Genomic DNA, 22,293 nt, shown 5'->3' on the forward strand with positions numbered 1-22,293 from the left:
TCGACGATGCCGCGGGCCAGCCGCCCGCACCCGCGCGGCCGCCGGGCCGGGGGATCGAATGGAGCGGCGGGATGCCGCGTTGGCTTCCCCGGGCGATGGTGCTGGCCCTCGTGCTGGTCGGGGTGTTCAAGCTCGCCGACTGGGCCTTCCACCAGCTGATCGACCTCTTCGTGATGCTGCTGGTGGCCTTCTTCCTCTCGCTGGCGCTGGAGCCGGCCGTCGACCGGATGGCGGCGCGCGGGGTGCGCCGCGGGGTGGGCACCTTCCTGGTCTTCGTGGCCGTCGGGGTCGCGGTGGCCGGGTTCCTCGCGGCGCTCGGCACGCTGCTGGTCGACCAGGTGGCGAAGATCGCCGGGGACCTCCCGCACCTGGTCGACAACCTGATCGGCTGGATCAACCGGACGTTCCACCAGGACCTGTCGCTGGGCGAGCTGCAGAAGAAGCTGCTCAAGGACTCCGGGGCGATCGAGAGCTACGCCCAGCAGGCCGCCGACAACGTCTGGGGCGTCTCCTCCACCGTGATCGGCGGGCTCTTCCAGGCCTTCACGGTCGGGCTGTTCACCTTCTACTTCACCGCCGAGGGCCCCCGGGTGCGCCGGACGGTCTGTTCGGTGCTGCCGCCGGCCAAGCAGGCCGAGGTGCTCCGGGCCTGGGAGATCGCCCTGGCCAAGACCGGCGGCTACCTCTACTCCCGGGCGCTGCTGGCGGTGGTCTCGGCCGCCGGCCACTGGGTGATGTTCGCGCTGCTGGACCTGCCGTACTCGGCCGCGCTGGCGGTCTGGGTCGGCGTCATGTCGCAGTTCGTGCCCACCATCGGGACGTACCTGGCCGGCGCGCTGCCGGTGCTGGTGGCGCTCACCGTGGAGCCGGTGGACGCGCTCTGGGTGCTGGTCTTCGTGGTGGTCTACCAGCAGGTCGAGAACTACCTGCTGCACCCGAGGATCACCGCGCGGACGGTGGACGTGCACCCGGCGGTGGCGTTCGGCTCGGTGATCGCGGGCGCGGCGCTGCTCGGGGCGGTCGGCGCGCTGATCGCCATCCCGGCGGCGGCCACCCTGCAGGGCTTCGTCGGGACGTACGTGCGGCGCTACGAGGTGGCCACCGACCCGCGGATCGACCGGGGCGAGCAGCGGCGGGCCCGGCGGGAGCTGCGCCGGGAGGCGGCGCGGCGGCTGCGGCGGATCGTCGGCGGCGACGGGGAGTGATCCGGCGGCCGGGCCGCGGCGGGGGTGACCCGGCCGCCGGGCCGACGTGCGAAGCTTGAATCGAACAGTTGTTCTTTGTACTCTCCGGCGAAGAGTTCTCCACAGGCGGAGCCGGGTCGGGCTCGTTTGTCAGTGGGACGCGCTAGCGTCGAGGACGATGAAGCGCACAGCACAGAACCCGAGGGTGGAAGCCATGGCAGGTACGGATCGCGAGAAGGCCCTTGAGACCGCCCTCGCCCAGATCGAGCGGCAGTTCGGCAAGGGCTCGGTGATGCGCCTCGGTGAGAAGGCCAACGAGCCGGTCGAGGTGATCTCCACCGGGTCCACCGCCCTGGACGTCGCCCTCGGCGTCGGCGGCATCCCGCGCGGCCGGGTGATCGAGATCTACGGCCCCGAGTCCTCCGGCAAGACCACGCTGACCCTGCACCTGGCGGCCAACGCCCAGCGGGCCGGCGGCACGGTCGCCTTCGTCGACGCGGAGCACGCGCTCGACCCGGAGTACGCCAAGAAGCTCGGCGTGGACACCGACGCCCTGCTGGTCAGCCAGCCGGACACCGGTGAGCAGGCCCTGGAGATCACCGACATGCTGATCCGCTCCGGCGCGATCGACCTGGTGATCATCGACTCGGTCGCGGCCCTCGTCCCGCGCGCCGAGATCGAGGGCGAGATGGGCGACTCGCACGTCGGTCTGCAGGCCCGTCTGATGAGCCAGGCGCTGCGCAAGATCGCCGGTGCGCTGAACCAGTCGAACACCACCGCGATCTTCATCAACCAGCTCCGCGAGAAGATCGGCGTCATGTTCGGCTCGCCGGAGACCACGACCGGTGGCCGGGCCCTGAAGTTCTACGCCTCGGTCCGTCTGGACATCCGCCGGATCGAGACCCTGAAGGACGGCACCGAGGCGGTCGGCAACCGCACCCGCGTCAAGGTCGTCAAGAACAAGGTCGCCGCGCCGTTCAAGCAGGCCGAGTTCGACATCCTCTACGGCATCGGCATCAGCCGCGAGGGCGGCCTGATCGACATGGGCGTCGAGCACGGCTTCATCCGCAAGTCGGGTGCCTGGTACACCTACGAGGGCGACCAGCTCGGCCAGGGCAAGGAGAACGCCCGCAACTTCCTGCGGGACAACCCGCAGCTCGCGGACGAGATCGAGCGGAAGATCAAGGGCAAGCTCGGCATCGGCCCCAAGGTCGAGGAGCCGGCCGAGGGTGACGCGGCGGCCCCCGCCTCCGACGGCGCGGCCAAGCCGATCACCGCGACCGCCGCCAAGACGGCCGCGGCGAAGAAGACGGCGGCGGCCGCCAAGGCCTGAGCCGTTGACACAGCACGACGCGGCGGGCAGCGGCCCGGACGACGACCACGGACCACCGGACTGGTTCGCCGCGGTCGCGGAGGAGCCGCCGCCCGCGGAGCAACCGGAGCCGCCGTCCGCGGCGCTGCCCCGGTCACGGCCCCGGAAGGGGCAGCGGCGGGAGCGGTCCTCCGCCGCGCGGTGGGCATCCGGTTCGGAGCCGGAGTTCGACCGGGCGCCGGCCCGGGCGGTGCGCGGCGCGGCGCCCGGGCCGGCACCGGCGGAGCCCTCGGTCGACGAGCTGGGGCTCGTCTCCGCCTCCGAGCTGCCCACCGGCCGGCGTCGGCGCCGCTCGGCCCTGGTGGCCGAGCGGGCCGACGCGACCGGCGCCGTGACGGACGACGAGCCGGGCGGATCCCCGGCCGAAGGCCCCCGGGGAGCGGCCACCGGTCCGCGCGGCGGCACGGGCACGCGCCGGGCCCGGCGCGCGGCGGAGCGGTCCGAGGGCGGGGAGCCGGAGGAGGGGCGTGCGCCCGGCGCCCGTCGACGGGCGGGGGCCGAGGAGTCGGCCGACCCGCAGACCCGCGCCCGCGACATCTGCCTGCGGCTGCTCACCGGCGCCGCCAAGAGTCGCAAGCAGCTCGCCGACGCCCTGCGCAAGCGGGAGATCCCGGAGGACGTCGCCGACGAGGTGCTCACCCGGCTCGAAGAGGTCGGGCTGATCGACGACGCGGCCTTCGCCGCGGCCTGGGTGGAGTCCCGGCACGCCGTCCGAGGCCTGTCCCGGCGGGCGCTCACCCAGGAGCTGCGCACCAAGGGGGTGGCCGCCGACCTGGTCGAGCAGGCCGTCGCCCAGGTCGACCACGACGACGAGACCGAGGCCGCCAGGGCCCTCGTCGACCGCAAGCTGCGGGCCACCCGGGGGCTGGACGCCCAGGTGCGCACCCGCCGGCTGGTCGGCATGCTGGCCCGCCGCGGCTACTCCGAGGGGCTGGCGTTCCGGGTGGTGCGCGGCGCGCTGGAGTCGGAGGAGCAGGACGCAACGTAGCCGCGCGCCCCGGGAGGGCGGGCCCGGGAGGGCTCAGGCGCTCGGCGAGTCCACCTGCTCGGGGGCGGGGTGGTCCTGGGCGGGGCTGTCCTCGGCGGGGCGGTCCCGGGCCGGCTCGGCGTCCGCGGCCCCGGCCAGCGGGGCCGGCCCCCCGCGGGCCCGGTCGGCCAGTGCCAGCAGGTCCTCGGCGGCGGCGCCCTGGGTGACGCCGACCAGGTGCCCGTCCGGCCGGATCAGCAGCACGGTGTGCGGCCCGGCCTCCGGGTACTCCTCGGTGACCAGCACCTCGGCCGGCACCGGCAGCGCGGCGGCGACCTCGGCCAGCCGGGGCATCAGACCGGCGCCCAGCCAGTGCTCGGAGGACCAGACGGCGGTGCCGGGGGCGACCAGCAGCAGCAGGAAGGCGACGCCGAGCCGGGCGTGCAGGTGGTCGGGGGTGCCGTCGGCGGCCAGCACCGGCAGGTCCGGGACGAGCACGCCGGGCGCGGTGGCGGGCAGCAGTTCGCTGAGCGAGGTGGTGCTGCGGGCACCGCGCTGGACCGGCACCCGGCCGGGGACGCCGGAGGGCGCCGCCGGGTAGGCGGGCGCGCCGCCGAAGCGGCCGGTGCCGAGCTGTCCGTCGGCGAGCAGCGGGGCGTGCTTGCGGAACCCCCCGACCAGCAGCGAACGCCTGGTCTGCTGCCAGCCGCGCAACGGGCGCAGCAGCGGCATGGCCTGGTCGACGGCGCGCAGCCGGGCGCCGACCGCGCCGCGCCGCTCCGCCTCGTAGCCGTCCAGCAGGGAGCCGCCGGGCTGCGGGCCGCCGGAGTGGAGGTGCCAGGCGAGGGCGAGCCGCCAGGCGAGGTTGTCGGCGTCGCGCAGCCCGTCGGCGAGGTTCTGCATGCCGAGTGCGCCGTGCAGGTGGGCGGCGTCGCCGGCGAGGAAGCAGCGGCCGCTGCGGAAGCGGGCGGCGAGGCGCTGCTGGGCGGTGTGGTCGGCGGCGGCCAGCAGGTCGAAGCGCGGCAGTTCGCCGCACCAGCCGGTCAGGGTGGCGGTGACCCGGGTGAGCAGGGTGTCGCCGGTGACGATGCCGGGCCAGGTGGCGTGCGGGTCGACGGGCTCGGTGGGGGCGGGCCGTCCGGGGGGCAGCCGCCAGTCGAGCCGCCAGACGCCGTCCGGCAGGGGGCGGGCGGAGGCCTCGCGGTCGCCGCGCCACGGGGGCTCGCGGTGGAGTCTGGCCTCGTGGAACGGCAGGTCGACGCGGACGGTGGCGATGGCGTTGCGGTCGACGGCCGGGCGGCCGGGGAAGCGGATCTTCAGGAGCTTGCGGACGGCGGAGCGGGCTCCGTCGCAGCCGACCAGGTGGCTGCCGCGCCACCAGGTGCTGGAGCCGTCCTGGGTGCCGTGGGTGCGGACGCTGACGCCGTCGCGGTCCTGTTCGAGTTCGACGACCCGGCTCAGCGGGACGAGTCTCACCAGCGGGGTGCCGGTCAGGGCGTCCCGCAGGCCGCGCTGGAGCCGGTGCTGGGGCAGGTGGAAGGTGGGGGAGTCGGTGAGGTCGATCCGCAGCACCTCCTGGCGGCGCCGCCAGACGGCGAAGGAGTCCCAGAGGGCGGAGTCCGAGACGGCCCGGGAGTAGCCGATCCGGGTGAGGAAGGCGGCGGTGTCGGCCCCGAGGACGACGCTGCGCGGGCCTTCGGGGCAGAGGCCGGAGCCCTCGTCCAGGACGACGGTCGGCACCTCGTGCCGGGCCAGGGCGAGGGCCAGGGCCAGACCGACCGGTCCGGCCCCGACCACGATCACCGGGTCCATGCGGCGACCTCCGGGCACGAACCGGCCGATGGGCCGGCGTCAGTTACCGCTGCCGCATATGCCGCGTGGATGCTCCCGGGAGGTGTCACGAAGAGCAATGCAACAGTTCACCTGCGTGTCCGTCAAGCAGCAGCCGAAGTGCGCCGGTTCGCGCCGCGACGGCCGCGTGCTTCGATCCACCGGGCGAGCGCGGTCAGCAGCAGGCAGAGCAGGATGTAGATCGGGCCGATCACCAGCACCACGGGGATGTAGGGGAAGCCCGCGGCGTTCAGCGGCTGGCTGGCGATCTTCTTGCCGATGAACAGCAGCTCCTGGTAGGTGATGATGAAGCCGAGCGAGGTGTCCTTGAGGGTGACGACCAGCTGGCCGATCATCGAGGGCAGCATCGAGCGGACGGCCTGCGGCACCAGGATGCCGGCCATCACCTGGGTCTTGCGCATGCCCAGCGCGTAGGCGGCCTCGGCCTGGCCGCGCGGGACGGCGTTGACGCCGCTGCGGATGATCTCGGCCTGGACCGAGCCGTTATAGAGGGTGAGCCCGAGCACCAGCGCCCACATCGGCTCCTTCGCGAAGAACGCGTAGTAGAGCGCGACGATCAGGATCAGCAGCGGCATCGCCCGGAAGAACTGGACGAAGCTGACGCAGAGCCAGCGGACCGGCCGGTGGTCGGAGAGCTGGCCGGTGGCCAGCAGCGAGCCCAGCGTGAGCGAGAACAGCGCCGCCAGCCCGAAGGCCTTGAGGGTGGCGAGCAGGCCCTCCAGGATCCACTGCTGGACGGTGTTGTACTGGAAGGCGTCCCACAGCTGGGGGTCGAACTGCCCGTTGTCGTCGAGCGCGGTGAAGGCGTACCAGAGCAGTCCGGCGACGCCGAGCAGCGACAGCACCCCGAAGAGGCGGTACCGGTTGCGGGCGCGCGGGCCGGGGGCGTCGTAGAGGACGCTGGCCGTCGGGACGCGGGTGGAGGTCTTGCTCATCGGGCCACCGCCAGTCGGGACTCCAGGAAGCGGAACAGCGCGGCGACCGTGGCGCTGATCACCAGGTAGGCGCAGGCGATCCAGAAGAAGATCGAGAAGATGGAGTAGCCCTTCTCGGAGAAGGTCTGCTGGGCGCTGTACAGCTCGCTGACGCTGAACGCGCCGGCGATCGCCGAGTTCCTCGGCAGCGCGATGAACACGCTGCTCAGCGGGGCCAGGACGGTCCGGGCGGCCTGCGGCAGGACGACCAGGGTGAGCGTCTGGCCGAAGCCCATGCCGAGGCTGCGGGCGGCCTCCGCCTGGCCGAGCGGCACGGTGTTGATGCCGGAGCGGATCACCTCGCAGACGAACGAGGCGGTGTACCCGCCGAGCGCCAGCACGGCGAAGGCGAGGTGGCTGAAGTGCACGCCCAGCGCCGGCAGCCCGAAGGTGACCGCGAAGAACAGCAGCGTCAGCGGGGTGTTGCGGAACAGCGTCACCCAGGTGGTGCCGAAGGCGCGCAGCACCGGTACCGGGGAGACCCGGAAGGCCGCCAGCAGGGTGCCCAGCAGCAGGGCGAGCAGGGCGCTGAGCGCGCTCAGCTCGATCGTCTGCAGGAAGCCGTCGCGGAACAACGCGAAGTTGTCGTCCTCGAACAGGAACCCCATCCGGCGGCCCTCCTCTCAGGATGTCGGGTCGGGAACGTGTGGCCGCGGCGGTTCGCCGCGTGCTGATCAGTAGCGGTCGAGGGTGGGCACGGCGGGCGCGGCGGAGCCGGACAGGCCGAGCGTCGCGTCGTAGGCCTTCTTCCAGTCGCCGTTCTCCTCGTGGGCCTTGAGGGCGTCGGTGATGGCGCCGCGCAGGGCCGCGTCGTCCTTGTTGAGGCCGACGCCGTAGTTCTCCTTGGTGAACGGCTTGCCGACCACCTGGAGCTTGCCGGCGAACTTGGAGGCGTAGCCCTTGAGGATCGCGTCGTCGGTGGTGACCGCGTCGACCTCGCCGGCGAGCAGCTTCTCGACGCAGGCCGAGTAGGTGTCGAACTGGGTGATCTTCGGGTTGTACTGCTGGATGTTCTTGATCGAGGTCGAGCCGGTGGCGGTGCAGACGTTCTTGCCGCTGACGCTCTCCGGGCCGGTGATCGAGGTGTTGTCCTTCTTCACCAGCAGGTCCTGGCCGGCGATGTAGTACGGGCCGGCGAAGGAGACCGTCTTCTTGCGCTCGTCGTTGATGCTGTAGGTGCCGACGTAGAAGTCGATCTGGCCCTTGGCGATGGCCGGCTCGCGCTGCGAGGAGACCAGGGTCTGCCACTTGATCTGCTGCGGGGTGAAGCCGAGGTCGGCGGCGATCATCTTGGCGATCTCGATGTCGAAGCCGCTGCGGTCGCCGCTGGCGACGTCCTCGAAGCCCAGGAACGGCTGGTCGGCCTTGGCGCCGATGATCAGCTGGCCGCGCTTCCTGGCCTCGGCGAGGATCGCGGAGTCGATCTTGACGTCGGTCTTGACCGTGTAGGTCGGCAGCGCCGGCGCGTTGCCGGAGCTCGCGGCGGAGCCGGGCGAGCCGTCCTTGCCGCAGGCGGCGGTGGCGGTGAGCGCGACGGCACAGAGCGCGACGGCGAGGGTGCGACGAGTCCTCATGAGGGTGTTCTCCTGGGAGCTTGGCCACGGTTCAACCGGGCTCTGGCGTCTGGAAGTTGTGTACACGGGCAGGGCCGTCCGGCGCCCTTGCCGGCGGCGGCCCCGCGTGGTCCCGAAGCGTCAGTGGTGCAGGATCTTCGAGAGGAAGTCCTTGGCGCGCTCGGAGCGCGGCGCGGTGAAGAAGGCGTCCGGGGTGTTCTGCTCGACGATCCGGCCGTCGGCCATGAACAGCACGCGGTTGGCGGCGGAGCGCGCGAAGCCCATCTCGTGGGTGACCACGACCATCGTCATGCCCTCGGCGGCCAGCCGGCGCATGACCTCCAGCACCTCGTTGACCATCTCGGGGTCGAGGGCCGAGGTGGGCTCGTCGAACAGCATCACCTTGGGCTTCATGGCCAGCGCCCTGGCGATCGCCACGCGCTGCTGCTGGCCGCCGGAGAGCTGGGCGGGGAACTTGTCCGCCTGGGCGCCCACGCCGACCCGGTCCAGCAGCTCGCGGGCGGTGCGCTCGGCCTCGGCCCGGGGGACCCGGCGCACCTTGACCTGGCCCATCACCACGTTCTCCAGCACGGTCTTGTGCGCGAAGAGGTTGAAGGACTGGAACACCATGCCGACCTCGGCGCGCAGCCGGGCCAGCTCCCGGCCCTCGGCGGGCAGCGGGCGGCCGTCGATGGTGATCGAGCCGGAGTCGATGGTCTCCAGTCGGTTGATCGTCCGGCACAGCGTGGACTTGCCCGAGCCGGACGGCCCGATCAGGACCACCACCTCGCCCTGGACGATCTCCAGGTCGACGTCCTGCAGCACGTGCAGGGCGCCGTAGTGCTTGTTCACACCGTTCAGCACGACCAGGGGGGCGGCTGCGGGGGTGGAGTCCGCGACCGGGTTCTCGGTCATCGCGCCTGCTCCCTCTGTGTCGGCCCTCGGGAGTCCGAACTCCCTTGGGCGGCAATGGTGGTACGAATCCGGGAGCCGCGACCGGCGGAGCCGCAGCCCCCGGTGGGCCGACCATAGGAGCGATGACGAGCCGCCGTCAGCCGATCTGAGCGGAACTTGAGGATCACGAAACGGCCACACGGTGCTCGCGGACTGTTCGCGAGTGCGTCAACGGGGCATGTCACATCGGGCGTTCGCGCCGGTGCTCCCCGTCCCCCCGGAGCCCGGTGGACGGCCGAGCCTGGCGCCGGGCCGTCCGCTGGCTCATACTGCGCAGGACCGGGACCCGACCGATCGGTCCGGTGATCACGTGGGGGAAGGAGGAGAACAGGATGCGACTGCTGCTCGTCGAGGACGACGAACGGGTGGCCGCCGCGCTGGTCGCGGTACTGGGCCGGCACGGCTTCCAGGTCCGGCACGCCCGCAGCGGGCACGAGGCGCTGGACGCCCTGGTGCCGGACGGCAACGACCCGTACCGGGTGGTGCTGCTCGACCTCGGACTGCCCGACCGCGACGGCTTCGAGGTGTGCAGCCGGATCCGGGCCGGCAGCGGCGTGCCGGTGATCATGGTCACCGCCCGCGCCGACATCCGCTCCCGGATCCACGGCCTCAACCTGGGCGCCGACGACTACGTCACCAAGCCCTACGACATGGGCGAGCTGCTCGCCCGCATCCACGCGGTGGCCCGCCGCGGCGCCGCCCCCGCCGCGGTCGCCGCGCCCGCGCCCGACGCCGTCCCGCAGCAGCGCGGCCCGCTGGAGTCCCGCGGCATCCGGATCGACCGGGAACGCCGCCGGGTCAGCGTGGACGGCCGGGACGTGCCGCTCACCCGCAAGGAGTTCGACCTGCTCGCCCTGCTCGCACAGAGCCCCGGTGTGGTCTACCGGCGCGAGCAGATCTTCAGCGAGGTCTGGCGCAGCGGCTGGGAGGGCAACGGGCGCACCCTGGAGGTGCACATCGGCTCGCTGCGCAACAAGCTCGCCCTGCCCGGCCTGGTCGAGGCCGTCCGCGGCGTCGGCTACCGGCTGATCCCGGAGTCCCCGGCGCCCGCCGCGGACCAGGCCCCGTCGTCCGCACCCGCGGAGCACTGACCGCACGTGCGCACCCGCCTGCTCGGCATCCTGATCGCCCTCATGCTCTGCGTCCTGGCCGCCCTGGGGCTGCCGCTCGCGGCGGCGGTCGCGGCGGCCCAGCAGAGCAAGGTGGTCGTGGACCGGCTCGACGACGCCGCCCGCTTCGCCCAGGACCTGCCCACCTCCGGGGCCTCCGGGGTGGAGTCCGCGCTCAAGGGGGACCTCGAACCCGCCCCCGGTGACGTCAGCCGCCGGCACGCCATCGACGCCGAGGTCAGCCGCTACCACGACCTCTACGGTGTCCGGCTGGGCATCTTCCAGCGCGACGGCCAGCCGATAGCCGCCGCGCCCGCCGACTGGCGGGTGCCGGCCGGCGGCTGGGGCGCACAGGCCTTCCAGGAGGCGCTGGACGGGCGGCGCAGCCACAACCCGCCGCAGGTGTGGCCGTGGACCGGCGACCGCACCCTCACCGTCGCCACCCCGGTGGTGCGCGACGGCGACGTGGTCGCGGTGGTGCTCAGCGAGTCGCCGACCGGGGCGCTGCGCACCCGGATGCTGCACAGCTGGCTGGTGATCGGCGCGGGCGAGGCCGCCGCCATGATCGTCGCCGTGCTGCTGGCCGTCCGGCTCACCGAGTGGGTGCTGCGTCCGGTCCGCACCCTCGACCGGGCCACCCACGACATCGCCACCGGCCGGATGGCCGCCCGGGTCGCGCCCGGCGGCGGGCCGCCCGAGCTGCAGCGGCTGGCCCGCTCCTTCAACGAGATGGCCGACCACGTGGTGCTCGCCATGGACCAGCAGAAGGCCTTCGTCGCCGACGCCTCGCACCAGCTGCGCAACCCGCTGGCGGCGCTGCTGCTGCGGGTCGAGGTGCTCGGCCTGGAACTGCCCGAGGGGCACGAGGAGGAGCTCGGCGGCGTCCGGGAGGAGGGCGTCCGGCTGGCCCGGGTGCTCGACGACCTGCTCGGCCTGGCCACCGCCGAGCACGCCCGCCCCGAACCCGAGCAGACCGACCTCGCCGCGCTCACCCTGGCCCGGGTGGACGCCTGGCGGCCGGTCGCCGAACAGCGCGGCATCGAGCTGCGCTGGGACGGCCCGGCGCTCGCGCTCGGCATGGCCGACCCGATCGGCTTCGGCTCCGCCCTCGACGCCGTGCTCGACAACGCGCTCAAGTTCAGCCCGGCCGACAGCCGGGTGCGGCTGCGGGTCGCGGTGCGCAAGGACGAGGTCGCGGTGACCGTCACGGACGCCGGGCCCGGCCTCACCGAGGACGAGCTGTCCCGCGCCGGGGACCGGTTCTGGCGCAGCCCGCGCCACCAGAACGTGGACGGCTCCGGGCTGGGCCTGTCGATCGCCCGTACCTTGCTGGCGGCCGGCGGCGGCTCGCTCGGCTTCGCGCCGGTCAAGCCGACCGGGCTCGCGGTGACGCTGGCCGTGCCCAGGCCGGCGAAGGCCTGAGGGCCGGCCCGCGCGACCCCGCGGGCCGGCCGACGGGCGGAGCGCAGGCTCCTCAGGGCTTCACGGAGCGGTAGTAGCGCATGGCGCCCTCGTGCAGCGGGAGCGGGTCGGTGTAGACGGCGGTGCGCAGGTCGACCAGCTGGGCGGCGTGCACCTGGGCGCCGATCTGGTCGCGGCTGTCGATCACCGCCCGGGTCATCCCCTCGACCAGGCCCGGGTCCACGTCGTCCCGGGTGATCAGCAGGTTGGGCACCGCCACCGTGGCGACGGCCTCCGTGGGCTCGGCGTTCGGGTAGGTGCCCTTCGGCATGGTGGCCGCCCGGTAGGCGTCGGTGCCGCCGCCCTCCATCTTGTGGATCGCCTCGGCGAGGTCCCCCAGCGGCACGACCCGGATCCGCACGTGGTCGGAGAGGTCGGTGAGGGCGCTGGTCGGCAGGCCGCCGGACCAGAAGAAGGCGTCCAGCTTGCCCGCGCGCAGGTCGTCCGCGGCGGCGCCGACACCGTCCGGCACCGGGACGATGTCGCGGTCGAGGTCCAGTCCGGCCGCGGTCAGCAGCCGCCTGGTCACCAGGTTCACCCCGGACTGCGGCAGCCCCACGCCGACCCTCAGGCCCTTGAGGTCGGCGGTGCGGTGCACCGGCGAGGACGCGGGGACGATCAGCTGCAGGTAGTCGTCGTAGAGCCGGGCGATCGCCCGCAGCCGGTCCTTCCCCGGTCCGCTGTAGTCGGCGACCGCGTCGGCCGTGGCGATCGCGAAGGAGTCCTGGCCGCCGGTCACCCGGGTGAGGTTCTCTATCGAGCCCTGGGAGTTGTCCAGGGCCAGCCGCACACCGGGCATCGCCTTGGCGACGTGGGTCTCCAGCAGCTGCCCGTACCGGTCGTACACGCCGCGCTCGACCCCGGTGGCGAAGCGGGTCTCGCCGAGCGGGTAGCCGGGCGAGCGGCCCGCCGACAGCCACCAGCCGCCCAGCGCCGCGAGCACCAGCACCAGGGCCAGCAGCGTCCGCCACAGCGGGCTGCGGGCCGCGGTGCGGGCGGCGGCGCCGAGGCGTGGAGGAGTGGTGGGGGCCATGCAGGGATACTGCCAGGCGCCCCGGCCGAACGGGAGGGGGAACGGGGTACGGGAACCGCGGGGCCGGCCCGGCACCCGTGCTCCCGGCCGGACCGGAGCGCCTGCCCGGTGGGCGGTGGGCGGGACGGCGGGGGCGGTGGGCGGGACGGCGGGAGCACGGGCGGGGCGGGACCGGGAAAAGCGCTTCGCGGCTGCCCGTACCCTGGTCTGGTGAGCGGTGAGAGCGGATTGAAGAGCTACAAGGTCGTCACGTACGGCTGCCAGATGAACGTCCACGACTCCGAGCGGCTGTCCGGCCTGCTGGAGGACGCCGGCTACGTCAAGGCCGGCCAGGACGGCGACCCGGACCTGGTCGTGTTCAACACGTGCGCGGTGCGCGAGAACGCCGACAACAAGCTGTACGGCAACCTCGGGCAGCTGGCGCCGGTCAAGACCCGCCACAAGGGCATGCAGATCGCCGTCGGCGGCTGCCTGGCGCAGAAGGACCGCGACACCATCGTGCGGAAGGCCCCCTGGGTCGACGTGGTGTTCGGCACCCACAACATCGGCCACCTGCCGGCGCTGCTGGAGCGGGCCGCGGTCGAGCGCAAGGCCCAGGTGGAGATCCTGGAGTCGCTGGAGACCTTCCCCTCCACCCTGCCGACCCGCCGCGAGTCGGCGTACGCGGCCTGGGTCGCCATCTCGGTCGGCTGCAACAACACCTGCACCTTCTGCATCGTCCCGGCGCTGCGCGGCAAGGAGGAGGACCGCCGCCCCGGCGACGTCCTCGCCGAGATCGAGGCGCTGGTGGACGAGGGCGTCATCGAGGTGACCCTGCTCGGCCAGAACGTCAACGCCTACGGCTCCGACCTGGGCGACCGCGAGGCCTTCTCCAAGCTGCTCCGGGCGGCCGGCCAGGTCGAGGGCCTGGAGCGGATCCGCTTCACCTCGCCGCACCCGCGCGACTTCACCGACGACGTGATCGCCGCGATGGCCGAGACCCCGAACGTGATGCACCAGCTGCACATGCCGCTGCAGTCCGGGTCGGACCGGGTGCTCAAGGCGATGCGCCGCTCCTACCGGCAGGACCGCTTCCTGGGGATCATCCGGAAGGTCCGCGAGGCGATGCCCGACGCGGCGATCTCCACCGACATCATCGTGGGCTTCCCCGGCGAGACCGAGGAGGACTTCGAGGAGACGATGCACGTCGTCCGCGAGGCCCGCTTCACCAGCGCCTTCACCTTCCAGTACTCCAAGCGCCCCGGCACCCCGGCCGCGGACATGGCGGACCAGGTGCCGAAGGCCGTCGTCCAGGCCCGCTACGACCGGCTGATCGCGCTCCAGGAGGAGATCTCCTGGGACGAGAACAAGAAGCAGGTCGGCCGCACCCTGGAGATCCTGGTCGCCGAGGGCGAGGGCAAGAAGGACGACAAGACCGACCGGCTCTCCGGCCGCGCCCCCGACAACCGGCTGGTGCACTTCACCCGGCCCGCCGAGCCGGTGCGCCCGGGCGACATGGTGACCGTCGAGATCACCTACGCCGCCCCGCACCACCTGCTCGCCGAGGGGCCGACCCTCGCGGTGCGCCGCACCCGGGCCGGTGACGCCTGGGAGAAGCGCCAGGCCAAGCCCGCGGCCAAGCCGGCCGGGGTGATGCTCGGCCTGCCGACCATCGGCGCTCCGGCCGCGCTGCCGTCGGCCGCCCCGGCGGGTGGCTGCTGCGGCGACTGACGCCGCGCCGCGCACGACGGCCCGGTGGGACCCGCGTCCCGCCGGGCCGTCGCGCTTCCCGCCCGGCGCGTTCTCCGGCCTGGGTCCCGTTCTCCGGCCGGGCTCCCGTTCCCCGTCGGGGTCCGTTCCCCGTCGGGGTCCGTGTGCGGACGGGCCGCTTCGGCCCCCCTCCTCCCGGCGGGAGAGGGCCTAGAGTGATCCACATGCTGGTAGCCGCCGCCGTGTGCCCCTGTCCGCCGCTGCTCGTCCCGGAGGTCGCCGCCGGGGCGGCCGCCGAGCTGGACGGGCTGCGGGCCGCCTGCGACGAGGCGCTGGCTGCGCTGGTCGCGGCCGCGCCGCAGCTGGTCGTGGTGGTCGGCACCGGCCCGCAGGCCGAGGTGTGGACCGAGGGCGGGGCCGGCTCCCTGCACCGCTACGGGGTGCCGCTGGTGGCCAAGCTGCCCGGCGACCGGGTGGAGGGGCCGGAGCTGGCGCCCTCGCTGACCATCGGCGCCTGGCTGCTGCAGCGCGCCGGCGTGGACGTCCCGACGCACGCCTGCGCCGTGCCGGTCGACGCCCCCGCCGACCGGATGCTCGGCCTCGGCCAGGGCCTGGCCGGGCTCGCCGACCGGGTCGCCCTGCTGGTGCTGGGGGACGGCAGCGCGTGCCGCTCGCTGAAGGCCCCCGGCTACCTGGACGAGCGGGCCGAGGGCTTCGACGCCGCGCTGGCCGCCGCCCTGGGCTCCGCCGACCTGGCCGCCCTCGCCGCGCTGGACGCCGCGCTGGCCGCCGAGCTCCAGGCCGAGGGCCGGGCGCCCTGGCAGGTGCTGGCCGGCGCCGCCGAGGGCGCCGGCCTCACCGCACGGCTCGGCTACCAGGACGCCCCGTACGGCGTCGGGTACCTGGTGGCGTCCTGGAGCTGAGCGCCCCGGTGCGGGGCGGCGGCCGGGAGCCTCAGCCCCGCGGGGCCGGGCCGGGGCCGTCGCCCGAGGCGGGCCCGGGCCTGGTGGCGAAGTCGTCCACCGCACCCTTGGCCCGGCTGGCGCCGTGCTCGATCTTCTCGCTGTACTTGCCCTTGGTGGCCCGGTCGATCGCCCCGCCGGCCCGGTCCACCGCGTGGTCGATCTGGTCGCCGTGCTTTCCCGCGAGCTCGCTGGCCCGCTCCTTGAGCTCCCCGGCCTTGCCCTTGAGGTTGTCCATCAGACCCATGGTGTCGTCACCCTTCCTCTCCGTGTCCTGACCAACGTCCCGGGGGGTCGAAGCGTTCGCGACCGCCGAAACGGCCGGAAACAGTCATATCGTCGCGCACCGGTGGCGGTCGGGCAGCGCGGTCACGGCAACCCCGCCGGTTTTGCGAGACTGGAGCGGTGAGCAGCTCCCAGCCCCGCGTGGTCTCCGTCGTCGGCGCGACCGCCGCCGGCAAATCCGACCTGGCCGTCGCCATCGCCCGCACCCTCGACGGCGAGGTGATCAACACCGACTCGATGCAGCTGTACCGGGGCATGGACATCGGCACCGCCAAGCTCACCCTGCCCGAGCGCGGGGGAGTGCCGCACCACCTGATGGACGTCTGGGACGTCACCGAGGCCGCCAGCGTCGCCGAGTACCAGCGGCTGGCCAGGGCCGAGATCGACCGGCTGCTCGCCGCCGGGCGCACGCCCGTCCTGGTCGGCGGCTCCGGGCTGTACGTCCGGGCGGCGATCGACGAGATGGAGTTCCCCGGCACCGACCCGGAGGTCCGCGCCCGGCTGGAGGCCGAGCTCGACCGGGACGGCCCGTACGCCCTGCACCGGCGGCTGGCCGAGCTGGACCCGGCCGCCGCCGAGGCGATCCTGACCGGCAACGGGCGGCGGATCGTCCGTGCCCTGGAGGTCATCGAGATCACCGGCCGGCCGTTCACCGCCAACCTCCCGAGCAACACCGCCGTCTACGACGCGGTGCAGATCGGCGTCGCCGTGCCGCGCCCCGAACTCGACGAGCGGATCACGCTGCGGGTCGACCGGATGTGGCGGGCCGGGCTGCTGGACGAGGTGCGGGAGCTGGAGGGCGCCGGACTGCGGGAGGGCCGCACCGCCTCCCGGGCGCTCGGCTACCAGCAGGTGCTGGACCACTTCGCCGGGGAGTGCACGGAGGACGAGGCGCGGGCCGAGACCGTCCGGGCCACGAAGCGCTTCGCCCGCCGCCAGGAGTCCTGGTTCCGCCGCGACGACCGGATCCACTGGCTCTCCCGCCCGGCCGGGACCGACCCGGTCGAGCTGCTGGAACGATCCCTCGAACTGATCGGCCGTCAGGGGGTTCCGGCCGCGTAGGCGGGTTCCGGCCACCCGGCGGGTGCAGGTGCGCGCGCAGGTGGCCGTGCAGGACGAACCGGCGGTCACGGGCCGATCACGTGATGGCCACGGATCACTTGTCGACCCCGGTCAGGCCCGGAACGCACCTCTGGACATGCCATCATCGATGCCATAGGGATCGGCCCGCGCGGGCCGACCGTGCCCGGCCGCGAGTCCGCTCGTGTCGAACAGTCAGGGGAGGCCGTGTGTCAACGGGTACCGGCCCCGAATCCGGCCAGAGCGGGAGCGTCACCGCACCGGCCGAGGCGTTCGACGAGTCCACGATGGGCGACCTGCCCGTGCTGACCGGCCTGGGCGCACCCACCTCCTACGCCACCGCGCTGCCCGCCCTGGACACCCGCACCCCGGCGGGCGCGGTGCACGAGCGGGAGATCCGGCCGCTGCGCCGGCTCCGCTGGTGGCAGACCCTGCCGATCGCCCTGCTGGGCACCCTCGGCTCGCTGATGTTCGCCTTCCCGCTCGCCTTCGGCTCCGCCGGGGCCCGCGCGACCATGGTCGGCATGCTCGGGCTGCTGCTCACCGCCGCCTCCGTCGGCTGGGGCGCCATGGCCGCCCGGCACGCCGGCTACAAGTGGCCCGGCCTGCCGCGCCGCGGCTCCGGGCAGCGGGCCGGCTGGAAGGCGATCGTGGTCTACACCCTGATCGCGCTGGCGGCCTGCGCGCTGGCCGTCTGGCGGGTCGCCTACCTGCGGTGACCGGGCCCGGGCCCCGGCCCGGCGACTCAGTACCATCGGGAGGGTGAGCGCATCCTCCCCGCAGCAGGCCGGCCCCCGCTTCTTCAAGGGGCACGGCACCGAGAACGACTTCGTCATCATCCCGGACCCGGACGGCGCACTGGCGCTCGGCCCGCAGGCCGTCGCCGCCCTGTGCGACCGGCGGGCCGGCATCGGCGGGGACGGGCTGCTGCGCGTGGTGCGCTCCGCCGCCGACCCGGCCGCGGTGGACCAGGCCGACCGGGCCGAGTGGTTCATGGACTACCGCAACGCCGACGGCAGCATCGCCGAGATGTGCGGCAACGGCGTGCGGGTGTTCGCGCGCTTCCTGGTCGAGTCAGGGCTGGCGAAGCCGGGCGAGCTGGCGATCGCCACCCGCGCCGGGGTGCGGCGGGCGAGGGTCGCCGAGGACGCCGCGGACGGCACGCTCGGCGAGGTCACCGTCGACATGGGCCGGGCGCGGCTGCCCGGGCCGGACGGCGTCGAGGTCGCGGTCGGCGCCCGGCGCTGGCCCGCGCTGAACGTGAACATGGGCAACCCGCACGCGGTGGCCTTCGTCGAGAGCCTGGAGCACGCGGGGAACCTGTACACCGCCCCGCTCACCAGCCCCGACGGCGTGTACCCGGAGGGCGTCAACGTCGAGTTCGTGGTGGACCGCGGTCCGCGGCACGTCGCCATGCGGGTGCACGAGCGCGGCTCCGGGGAGACCCGCTCCTGCGGCACCGGCACCTGCGCCGTCGCGGTGGCCGCCATCCGTCGGGACGGCGTCGACCCGGCGGTCACCGGGGAGCCCGCCACCTACACCGTGGACGTGCCGGGCGGCCGGGTGGTCGTCACCGAGCACCCGGACGGCCGGATCGACATGACCGGGCCCGCGGTGATCGTGGCGGGCGGCGAGATCGACCCGCGCTGGTGGGCGACCCTCGTCGGCTGACGGCCCGGTTTGCCCACTTCGTGAGCCGGCGAATCCGCCCGTTCGGGTGATGCCGGTCGCGGACGGGAAGCAACGCATCGCGGAACGTGCTCTGCTCGGTAGCATGGACCACCGGGCCGAGCGCCCCCGAGAGGGGCAGGCGGGCAACCGGTGATCGCTGCCGGAGGTGCGCCGATGACCATCGAAGCCGGGCAGTCCCTGACGGGGCAGCCGACGTCCGCACGGCAAGCCGGGGCCAGGCGGCCCCTGGGGGAACTCGGCCGGGCCGCACTCGGCCGGGCCGGCCGGGCCGCCCTGCTGGCCACCGGCCGGCCGCCCGTCCCGGACGCCCTCGAACCGCTCGTCCGGGTCCACCGCGAGCACCATCCGCAGGCCGACCTCGGCCTGCTCGCCCGCGCGTACCGGCTCGCCGAGGCCAGCCACCGCGGCCAGAAGCGCAAGAGCGGCGAGCCGTACATCACCCACCCGCTCGCCGTCACCATGATCCTGGCCCAACTCGGCGCCGGGACCACCACCCTGGTCGCCTCGCTGCTCCACGACACCGTCGAGGACACCGAGTTGACGCTGGAGCAGGTCGGCGAGGGCTTCGGGCCCGAAGTCGCCTACCTGGTGGACGGGGTGACGAAGCTGGAGAAGGTCGACTTCGGCGCCGCCGCCGAGGCCGAGACCTTCCGCAAGATGCTGGTCGCCACCGGCGACGACGTCCGGGTGATGGTCGTCAAGCTCGCCGACCGGCTGCACAACATGCGCACCATCCGGCACATGAAGCCGGCCAGCCAGGTGCGGATCGCCAAGGTCACCCGGGACGTGCTGATCCCGCTGGCCGAGCGGCTCGGCATCCAGGTGCTCAAGGCGGAGCTGGAGGACATCGTCTTCGCCACCCTGCACCCGGAGGAACACGCCCGCACCAGGGCCCTGATGGCCGGTCACGAGGGCGAGCCCGACGCGCTGCTGGAGCCCTTCGCCCGGCAGCTGGCCCGCCAGCTCGCCGAGACCGGGGTCACCGCCGAGGTCACCGTCCGCCCCCGGCACTGCGTCTCGCTGCACCGGGTGCTGCTCAAGCGGGCCGCCGCGCCCGGCCGGGACGGGCGGCCGCAGGGGCCGCAGCCGGCCGACTTCGGGCGGCTGCTGGTGGTCGTCGAGGAGAACGCCGACTGCTACGCCGTGCTCGGCGAACTGCACACCTGCTGGACGCCGCTGCCCGGCGAGTTCAAGGACTTCGTCGCCGCCCCCAAGTTCAACCTCTACCAGTCGCTGCACACCGCCGTGGCGCTGGGCGGCGGTGAGGTGGTCGAGGTGCTGGTGCGCACCCGGCGGATGCACGCGGTCGCCGAGACGGGGGTGGTCGCGCTCGGGGACCCGGAGCCGGCCGGCGCCGTCCAGGACGCCGACGAGCTCGACCGCACCGACCCGGCCCGGCCCGGCTGGCTCAGCCGGCTGCTGGAGTGGCAGCAGGAGACGCCCGACCCGGACGCCTTCTGGTCCGCGCTCACCGCCGACCTGGCCGGCGACCGCGAGATCACCGTGGTGACCGAGGACGGCGAAACGCTTCAGCTGCGGGCCGGCGCCACCTGCGTGGACGCCGCCTACCTGCTCGGCGAGGAGACCGGCCACCGGTGTATCGGCGCCCGGGTCAACGGCCGGCTCACCGCGCTCTCCACCGTGCTCCAGGACGGCGACCTGCTCGCCGTGCTCACCGAGACCGCGCCCACCCCGGCCGGGCCCGCCGGGAGCGCGCCCGCCGGGGCCGGCGCACCCGCCGCCGAACCCTCCGGACCGGCCCCCGAGTGGCTGGCCCACGCCCGGACCCCGGCGGCCCGGCTGGCCATCGAACGCTGGCTCGCCGACCACCCGGCCCGGCTCCCCGTGGTGCGCACCGGGCCCTCCAGCGGCCAGCCCGCCCCGGCCGCGCAGCGCCGCCCGGAACGCCGCCCGGCGCCGGTCGCGGTGGCCGGGCACCCCGGGGCGCCGGTCCGGCTGGCCCGCTGCTGCACGCCCGTCCCGCCGGACGAGGTGGCCGGCTACCCGATCCGCGGCGGCGCCGTCGCCGTGCACCGCACCGGCTGCCCGGCCGGGGAGCGGATGCGCGAGGCGGGCCGCGCGGAGCTGGAGGTCCGCTGGCAGCCGCAGGGCGCCCCGGCGGCCGGCCACCGGGCCACCCTGCGGGCCGAGGCGCTGAACCGCCCCCGGCTGCTCGCCGACCTCACCGCGGCGATCTCCGCCGAGGGCGTGGGCATCGTCTCCGCCGAGGTCGAACCGCCGCAGGAACTGCGGGTCCGGCACACCTACACGGTGGAACTGCCCGAGCCGGCCGTGCTGCCCGCGCTGATGCGGGCGATGCTCCGGGTGTCCGGGGTGTACGACGTGAGCCGCCCGCATGCCCCCGAGGGCGGCGGCGCCCGCGACCCCGGGGGAAATGGGGATGACCGGCCCGCGCCGGGCGTGCGACCATCATGGGGAATTCACGGCCGGTCCGCGGCGTTCACAGGGCACAGGAGCCCCGGTGGCACCCGAGGACCCGAGGGGTAGCTCACCTCGCCCGGACGGTAAGCGGGGCGGAAGCTGGGCAGACTCCCGGTGGGCGGCGCGAGCCGTCCGCACAGGCCATCCGCACCAGCGACCAAAGGACAGAATGACCTCCACGTTCGACACCCGCGACCACGCCGACGCCCCGCGCCGCCTGGACGGTATGCGGGCGGAAGCCCTCATGGACGAGGACCTCGCGGCCATCGACGAGGACCACGGCCACCACTACGACGGCGACCAGTACGACCGCAGCGAGCGCGCCGCGCTCCGCAGGGTCGCCGGCCTCTCCACCGAACTCGAGGACGTCACCGAGGTCGAGTACCGCCAGCTCCGCCTGGAGCGCGTGGTCCTCGTCGGCGTCTGGACGGACGGCACCCTGGAGGAGGCGGAGAACTCGATGGCCGAGCTCGCCGCGCTCGCCGAGACGGCCGGCTCCGAGGTGCTGGACGGCGTCATCCAGCGCCGCGACAAGCCCGACGCGGCCACCTACATCGGCTCCGGCAAGGCCCAGGAACTGCGCGACATCGTCGCCGCGACCGGTGCCGACACCGTGGTCTGCGACGGTGAGCTCACCCCCGGGCAGCTGATCCACCTGGAGGACGTGGTCAAGGTCAAGGTCGTCGACCGGACGGCCCTGATCCTGGACATCTTCGCCCAGCACGCCAAGTCCCGGGAGGGCAAGGCGCAGGTCTCGCTCGCGCAGATGCAGTACATGCTGCCGCGCCTGCGCGGCTGGGGCCAGTCGCTCTCCCGGCAGATGGGTGGTGGCGGCTCCGGCTCGTCCGGCGGCGGCATGGCCACCCGTGGTCCCGGTGAGACCAAGATCGAGACCGACCGGCGCCGGATCCGCGAGAAGATGGCGAAGCTCCGCAAGGAGATCGCCGAGATGAAGAAGGGCCGCGACACCAAGCGCCAGGAGCGCAAGCGCCACCAGGTGCCGTCGGTGGCCATCGCCGGGTACACCAACGCCGGCAAGTCCTCCCTGCTCAACCGGCTCACCGGCGCCGGCGTCCTGGTGGAGAACGCGCTGTTCGCCACCCTGGACCCGACCGTCCGCCGGGCCCAGACGCCGAGCGGGCGGGTCTACACCCTGGCCGACACCGTCGGCTTCGTCCGGCACCTGCCGCACCACCTGGTCGAGGCCTTCCGCTCCACCATGGAGGAGGTCGCCGACGCCGACCTCATCCTGCACGTGGTCGACGGCTCGCACCCCGAGCCGGAGACGCAGCTGGCCGCCGTCCGCGAGGTCATCGTCTCGGTCGACGCGCAGAACGTGCCGGAGATCGTGGTGATCAACAAGGCGGACGCCGCCGACCCGCACGTGCTGCAGCGCCTGCTGCGCCGCGAGCCGCACGCCATCGTGGTGTCGGCCCGCAGCGGCGCGGGCATCGAGGAGCTGCTGAAGCTCATCGACGACGAGCTGCCGCGTCCGGCCGTCGAGGTGCGGGCCCTGGTGCCCTACACCCACGGCGGGCTGGTCTCGCGGGTGCACGCCGAGGGCGAGCTGCTCGCCACCGAGCACACCGGCGAGGGCACCCTGCTGCACGCCAAGGTGCCGGCCGAGCTGGCCGCCGAACTGGAGCGCTTCACGGTGGCGCTGCAGGGCTGAGGCCGCTGCCGCG

19 protein-coding genes are annotated in these 22,293 nt (G+C 74.1%); 12 read left to right on the forward strand and 7 right to left on the reverse strand.

The annotated features are described in order from the left end of the window. Positions 1–71: 71 nt before the first annotated feature. From ACIA8Q_RS24125 to ACIA8Q_RS24135, 3 genes are all read left to right on the forward strand, one after another. The gene (locus tag ACIA8Q_RS24125; RefSeq protein WP_360221012.1) at positions 72–1,205 is read left to right on the forward strand and encodes an AI-2E family transporter; all 1,134 of its coding nucleotides are present in this window, start codon (positions 72–74) and stop codon (positions 1,203–1,205) included. Between the two features lie 193 nt (positions 1,206–1,398). Further along, entirely contained in the window at positions 1,399–2,517 is a 1,119-nt protein-coding gene (gene recA, locus ACIA8Q_RS24130) for a recombinase RecA (RefSeq protein WP_360221009.1), read from the forward strand. A gap of 4 nt (positions 2,518–2,521) precedes the next feature. Beyond that, entirely contained in the window at positions 2,522–3,544 is a 1,023-nt protein-coding gene (locus ACIA8Q_RS24135) for a regulatory protein RecX (protein WP_396317666.1), read from the forward strand. Between the two features lie 33 nt (positions 3,545–3,577). Here the strand turns inward: ACIA8Q_RS24135 and ACIA8Q_RS24140 are convergent, their stop codons facing one another. From ACIA8Q_RS24140 to ACIA8Q_RS24160, 5 genes are all read right to left on the reverse strand, one after another. Beyond that, positions 3,578–5,335 carry an FAD-dependent monooxygenase gene (locus ACIA8Q_RS24140; protein ID WP_396317667.1) on the reverse strand — a complete coding sequence of 586 codons (1,758 nt, stop codon included), beginning with the start codon at positions 5,333–5,335 and terminating at the stop codon, positions 3,578–3,580. A gap of 122 nt (positions 5,336–5,457) precedes the next feature. Then, positions 5,458–6,309 carry an amino acid ABC transporter permease gene (locus ACIA8Q_RS24145; RefSeq protein ID WP_360222184.1) on the reverse strand — a complete coding sequence of 284 codons (852 nt, stop codon included), beginning with the start codon at positions 6,307–6,309 and terminating at the stop codon, positions 5,458–5,460. After that, on the reverse strand, positions 6,306–6,956 hold the full coding sequence (locus ACIA8Q_RS24150) for an amino acid ABC transporter permease (protein WP_360222187.1): 651 nt from the start codon (positions 6,954–6,956) through the stop codon (positions 6,306–6,308). Before ACIA8Q_RS24150 ends, ACIA8Q_RS24145 begins: the two co-directional genes overlap by 4 nt. Before the next feature lie 66 nt (positions 6,957–7,022). Further along, positions 7,023–7,922 (reverse strand): glutamate ABC transporter substrate-binding protein, encoded by a 900-nt coding sequence (locus ACIA8Q_RS24155; RefSeq protein WP_360222190.1) that lies wholly within the window; start codon positions 7,920–7,922, stop codon positions 7,023–7,025. 120 nt (positions 7,923–8,042) lie between these two features. Then, positions 8,043–8,816 (reverse strand): amino acid ABC transporter ATP-binding protein, encoded by a 774-nt coding sequence (locus ACIA8Q_RS24160; protein ID WP_360222193.1) that lies wholly within the window; start codon positions 8,814–8,816, stop codon positions 8,043–8,045. Between the two features lie 371 nt (positions 8,817–9,187). On the opposite strand from ACIA8Q_RS24160, the gene ACIA8Q_RS24165 reads away from it, so the two are divergent. Continuing rightward, positions 9,188–9,946: a response regulator transcription factor gene (locus ACIA8Q_RS24165; protein WP_360222196.1), complete on the forward strand. Its 759-nt coding sequence runs from the start codon at positions 9,188–9,190 to the stop codon at positions 9,944–9,946. A gap of 6 nt (positions 9,947–9,952) precedes the next feature. Further along, positions 9,953–11,386 (forward strand): HAMP domain-containing sensor histidine kinase, encoded by a 1,434-nt coding sequence (locus ACIA8Q_RS24170; RefSeq protein ID WP_360222199.1) that lies wholly within the window; start codon positions 9,953–9,955, stop codon positions 11,384–11,386. A gap of 52 nt (positions 11,387–11,438) precedes the next feature. Here ACIA8Q_RS24170 and ACIA8Q_RS24175 read toward each other — a convergent pair whose 3' ends face one another. Beyond that, a complete protein-coding gene (locus tag ACIA8Q_RS24175; RefSeq protein ID WP_360222202.1) occupies positions 11,439–12,458 on the reverse strand; it encodes a TAXI family TRAP transporter solute-binding subunit in 1,020 nt (339 codons plus the stop codon). A gap of 210 nt (positions 12,459–12,668) precedes the next feature. Between ACIA8Q_RS24175 and miaB the strand changes: the two genes are divergently transcribed. After that, a complete protein-coding gene (miaB, locus tag ACIA8Q_RS24180) occupies positions 12,669–14,168 on the forward strand; it encodes a tRNA (N6-isopentenyl adenosine(37)-C2)-methylthiotransferase MiaB (protein WP_360222205.1) in 1,500 nt (499 codons plus the stop codon). Positions 14,169–14,371: 203 nt separating this feature from the next. Beyond that, a complete protein-coding gene (locus tag ACIA8Q_RS24185; RefSeq protein ID WP_387905692.1) occupies positions 14,372–15,070 on the forward strand; it encodes a hypothetical protein in 699 nt (232 codons plus the stop codon). A gap of 31 nt (positions 15,071–15,101) precedes the next feature. Here ACIA8Q_RS24185 and ACIA8Q_RS24190 read toward each other — a convergent pair whose 3' ends face one another. After that, positions 15,102–15,347 carry an antitoxin gene (locus ACIA8Q_RS24190; RefSeq protein ID WP_387905695.1) on the reverse strand — a complete coding sequence of 82 codons (246 nt, stop codon included), beginning with the start codon at positions 15,345–15,347 and terminating at the stop codon, positions 15,102–15,104. Positions 15,348–15,514: 167 nt separating this feature from the next. Here ACIA8Q_RS24190 and miaA point away from each other — a divergent pair, with 167 nt between their 5' ends. The 5 genes from miaA to hflX all read left to right on the forward strand — a co-directional run bounded on the left by miaA (position 15,515) and on the right by hflX (position 22,280). Then, complete coding sequence (miaA, locus tag ACIA8Q_RS24195) at positions 15,515–16,456, forward strand: tRNA (adenosine(37)-N6)-dimethylallyltransferase MiaA (protein ID WP_387905697.1); 942 nt, start codon at positions 15,515–15,517, stop codon at positions 16,454–16,456. 227 nt (positions 16,457–16,683) lie between these two features. Beyond that, positions 16,684–17,193, forward strand: a complete 510-nt coding sequence (locus tag ACIA8Q_RS24200) for a hypothetical protein (protein WP_360222217.1) — start codon at positions 16,684–16,686, stop codon at positions 17,191–17,193. 43 nt (positions 17,194–17,236) lie between these two features. Then, positions 17,237–18,145 carry a diaminopimelate epimerase gene (gene dapF / locus ACIA8Q_RS24205; RefSeq protein WP_387905699.1) on the forward strand — a complete coding sequence of 303 codons (909 nt, stop codon included), beginning with the start codon at positions 17,237–17,239 and terminating at the stop codon, positions 18,143–18,145. Positions 18,146–18,319: 174 nt separating this feature from the next. Further along, positions 18,320–20,674 (forward strand): RelA/SpoT family protein, encoded by a 2,355-nt coding sequence (locus ACIA8Q_RS24210; protein WP_396317668.1) that lies wholly within the window; start codon positions 18,320–18,322, stop codon positions 20,672–20,674. Between the two features lie 103 nt (positions 20,675–20,777). Continuing rightward, positions 20,778–22,280 carry a GTPase HflX gene (gene hflX / locus ACIA8Q_RS24215; protein WP_360222226.1) on the forward strand — a complete coding sequence of 501 codons (1,503 nt, stop codon included), beginning with the start codon at positions 20,778–20,780 and terminating at the stop codon, positions 22,278–22,280. Positions 22,281–22,293 lie beyond the last annotated feature (13 nt).

This window comes from Kitasatospora sp. NPDC051705 (assembly GCF_044453265.1).
Classification (GTDB): Bacteria; Actinomycetota; Actinomycetes; order Streptomycetales; family Streptomycetaceae; genus Kitasatospora.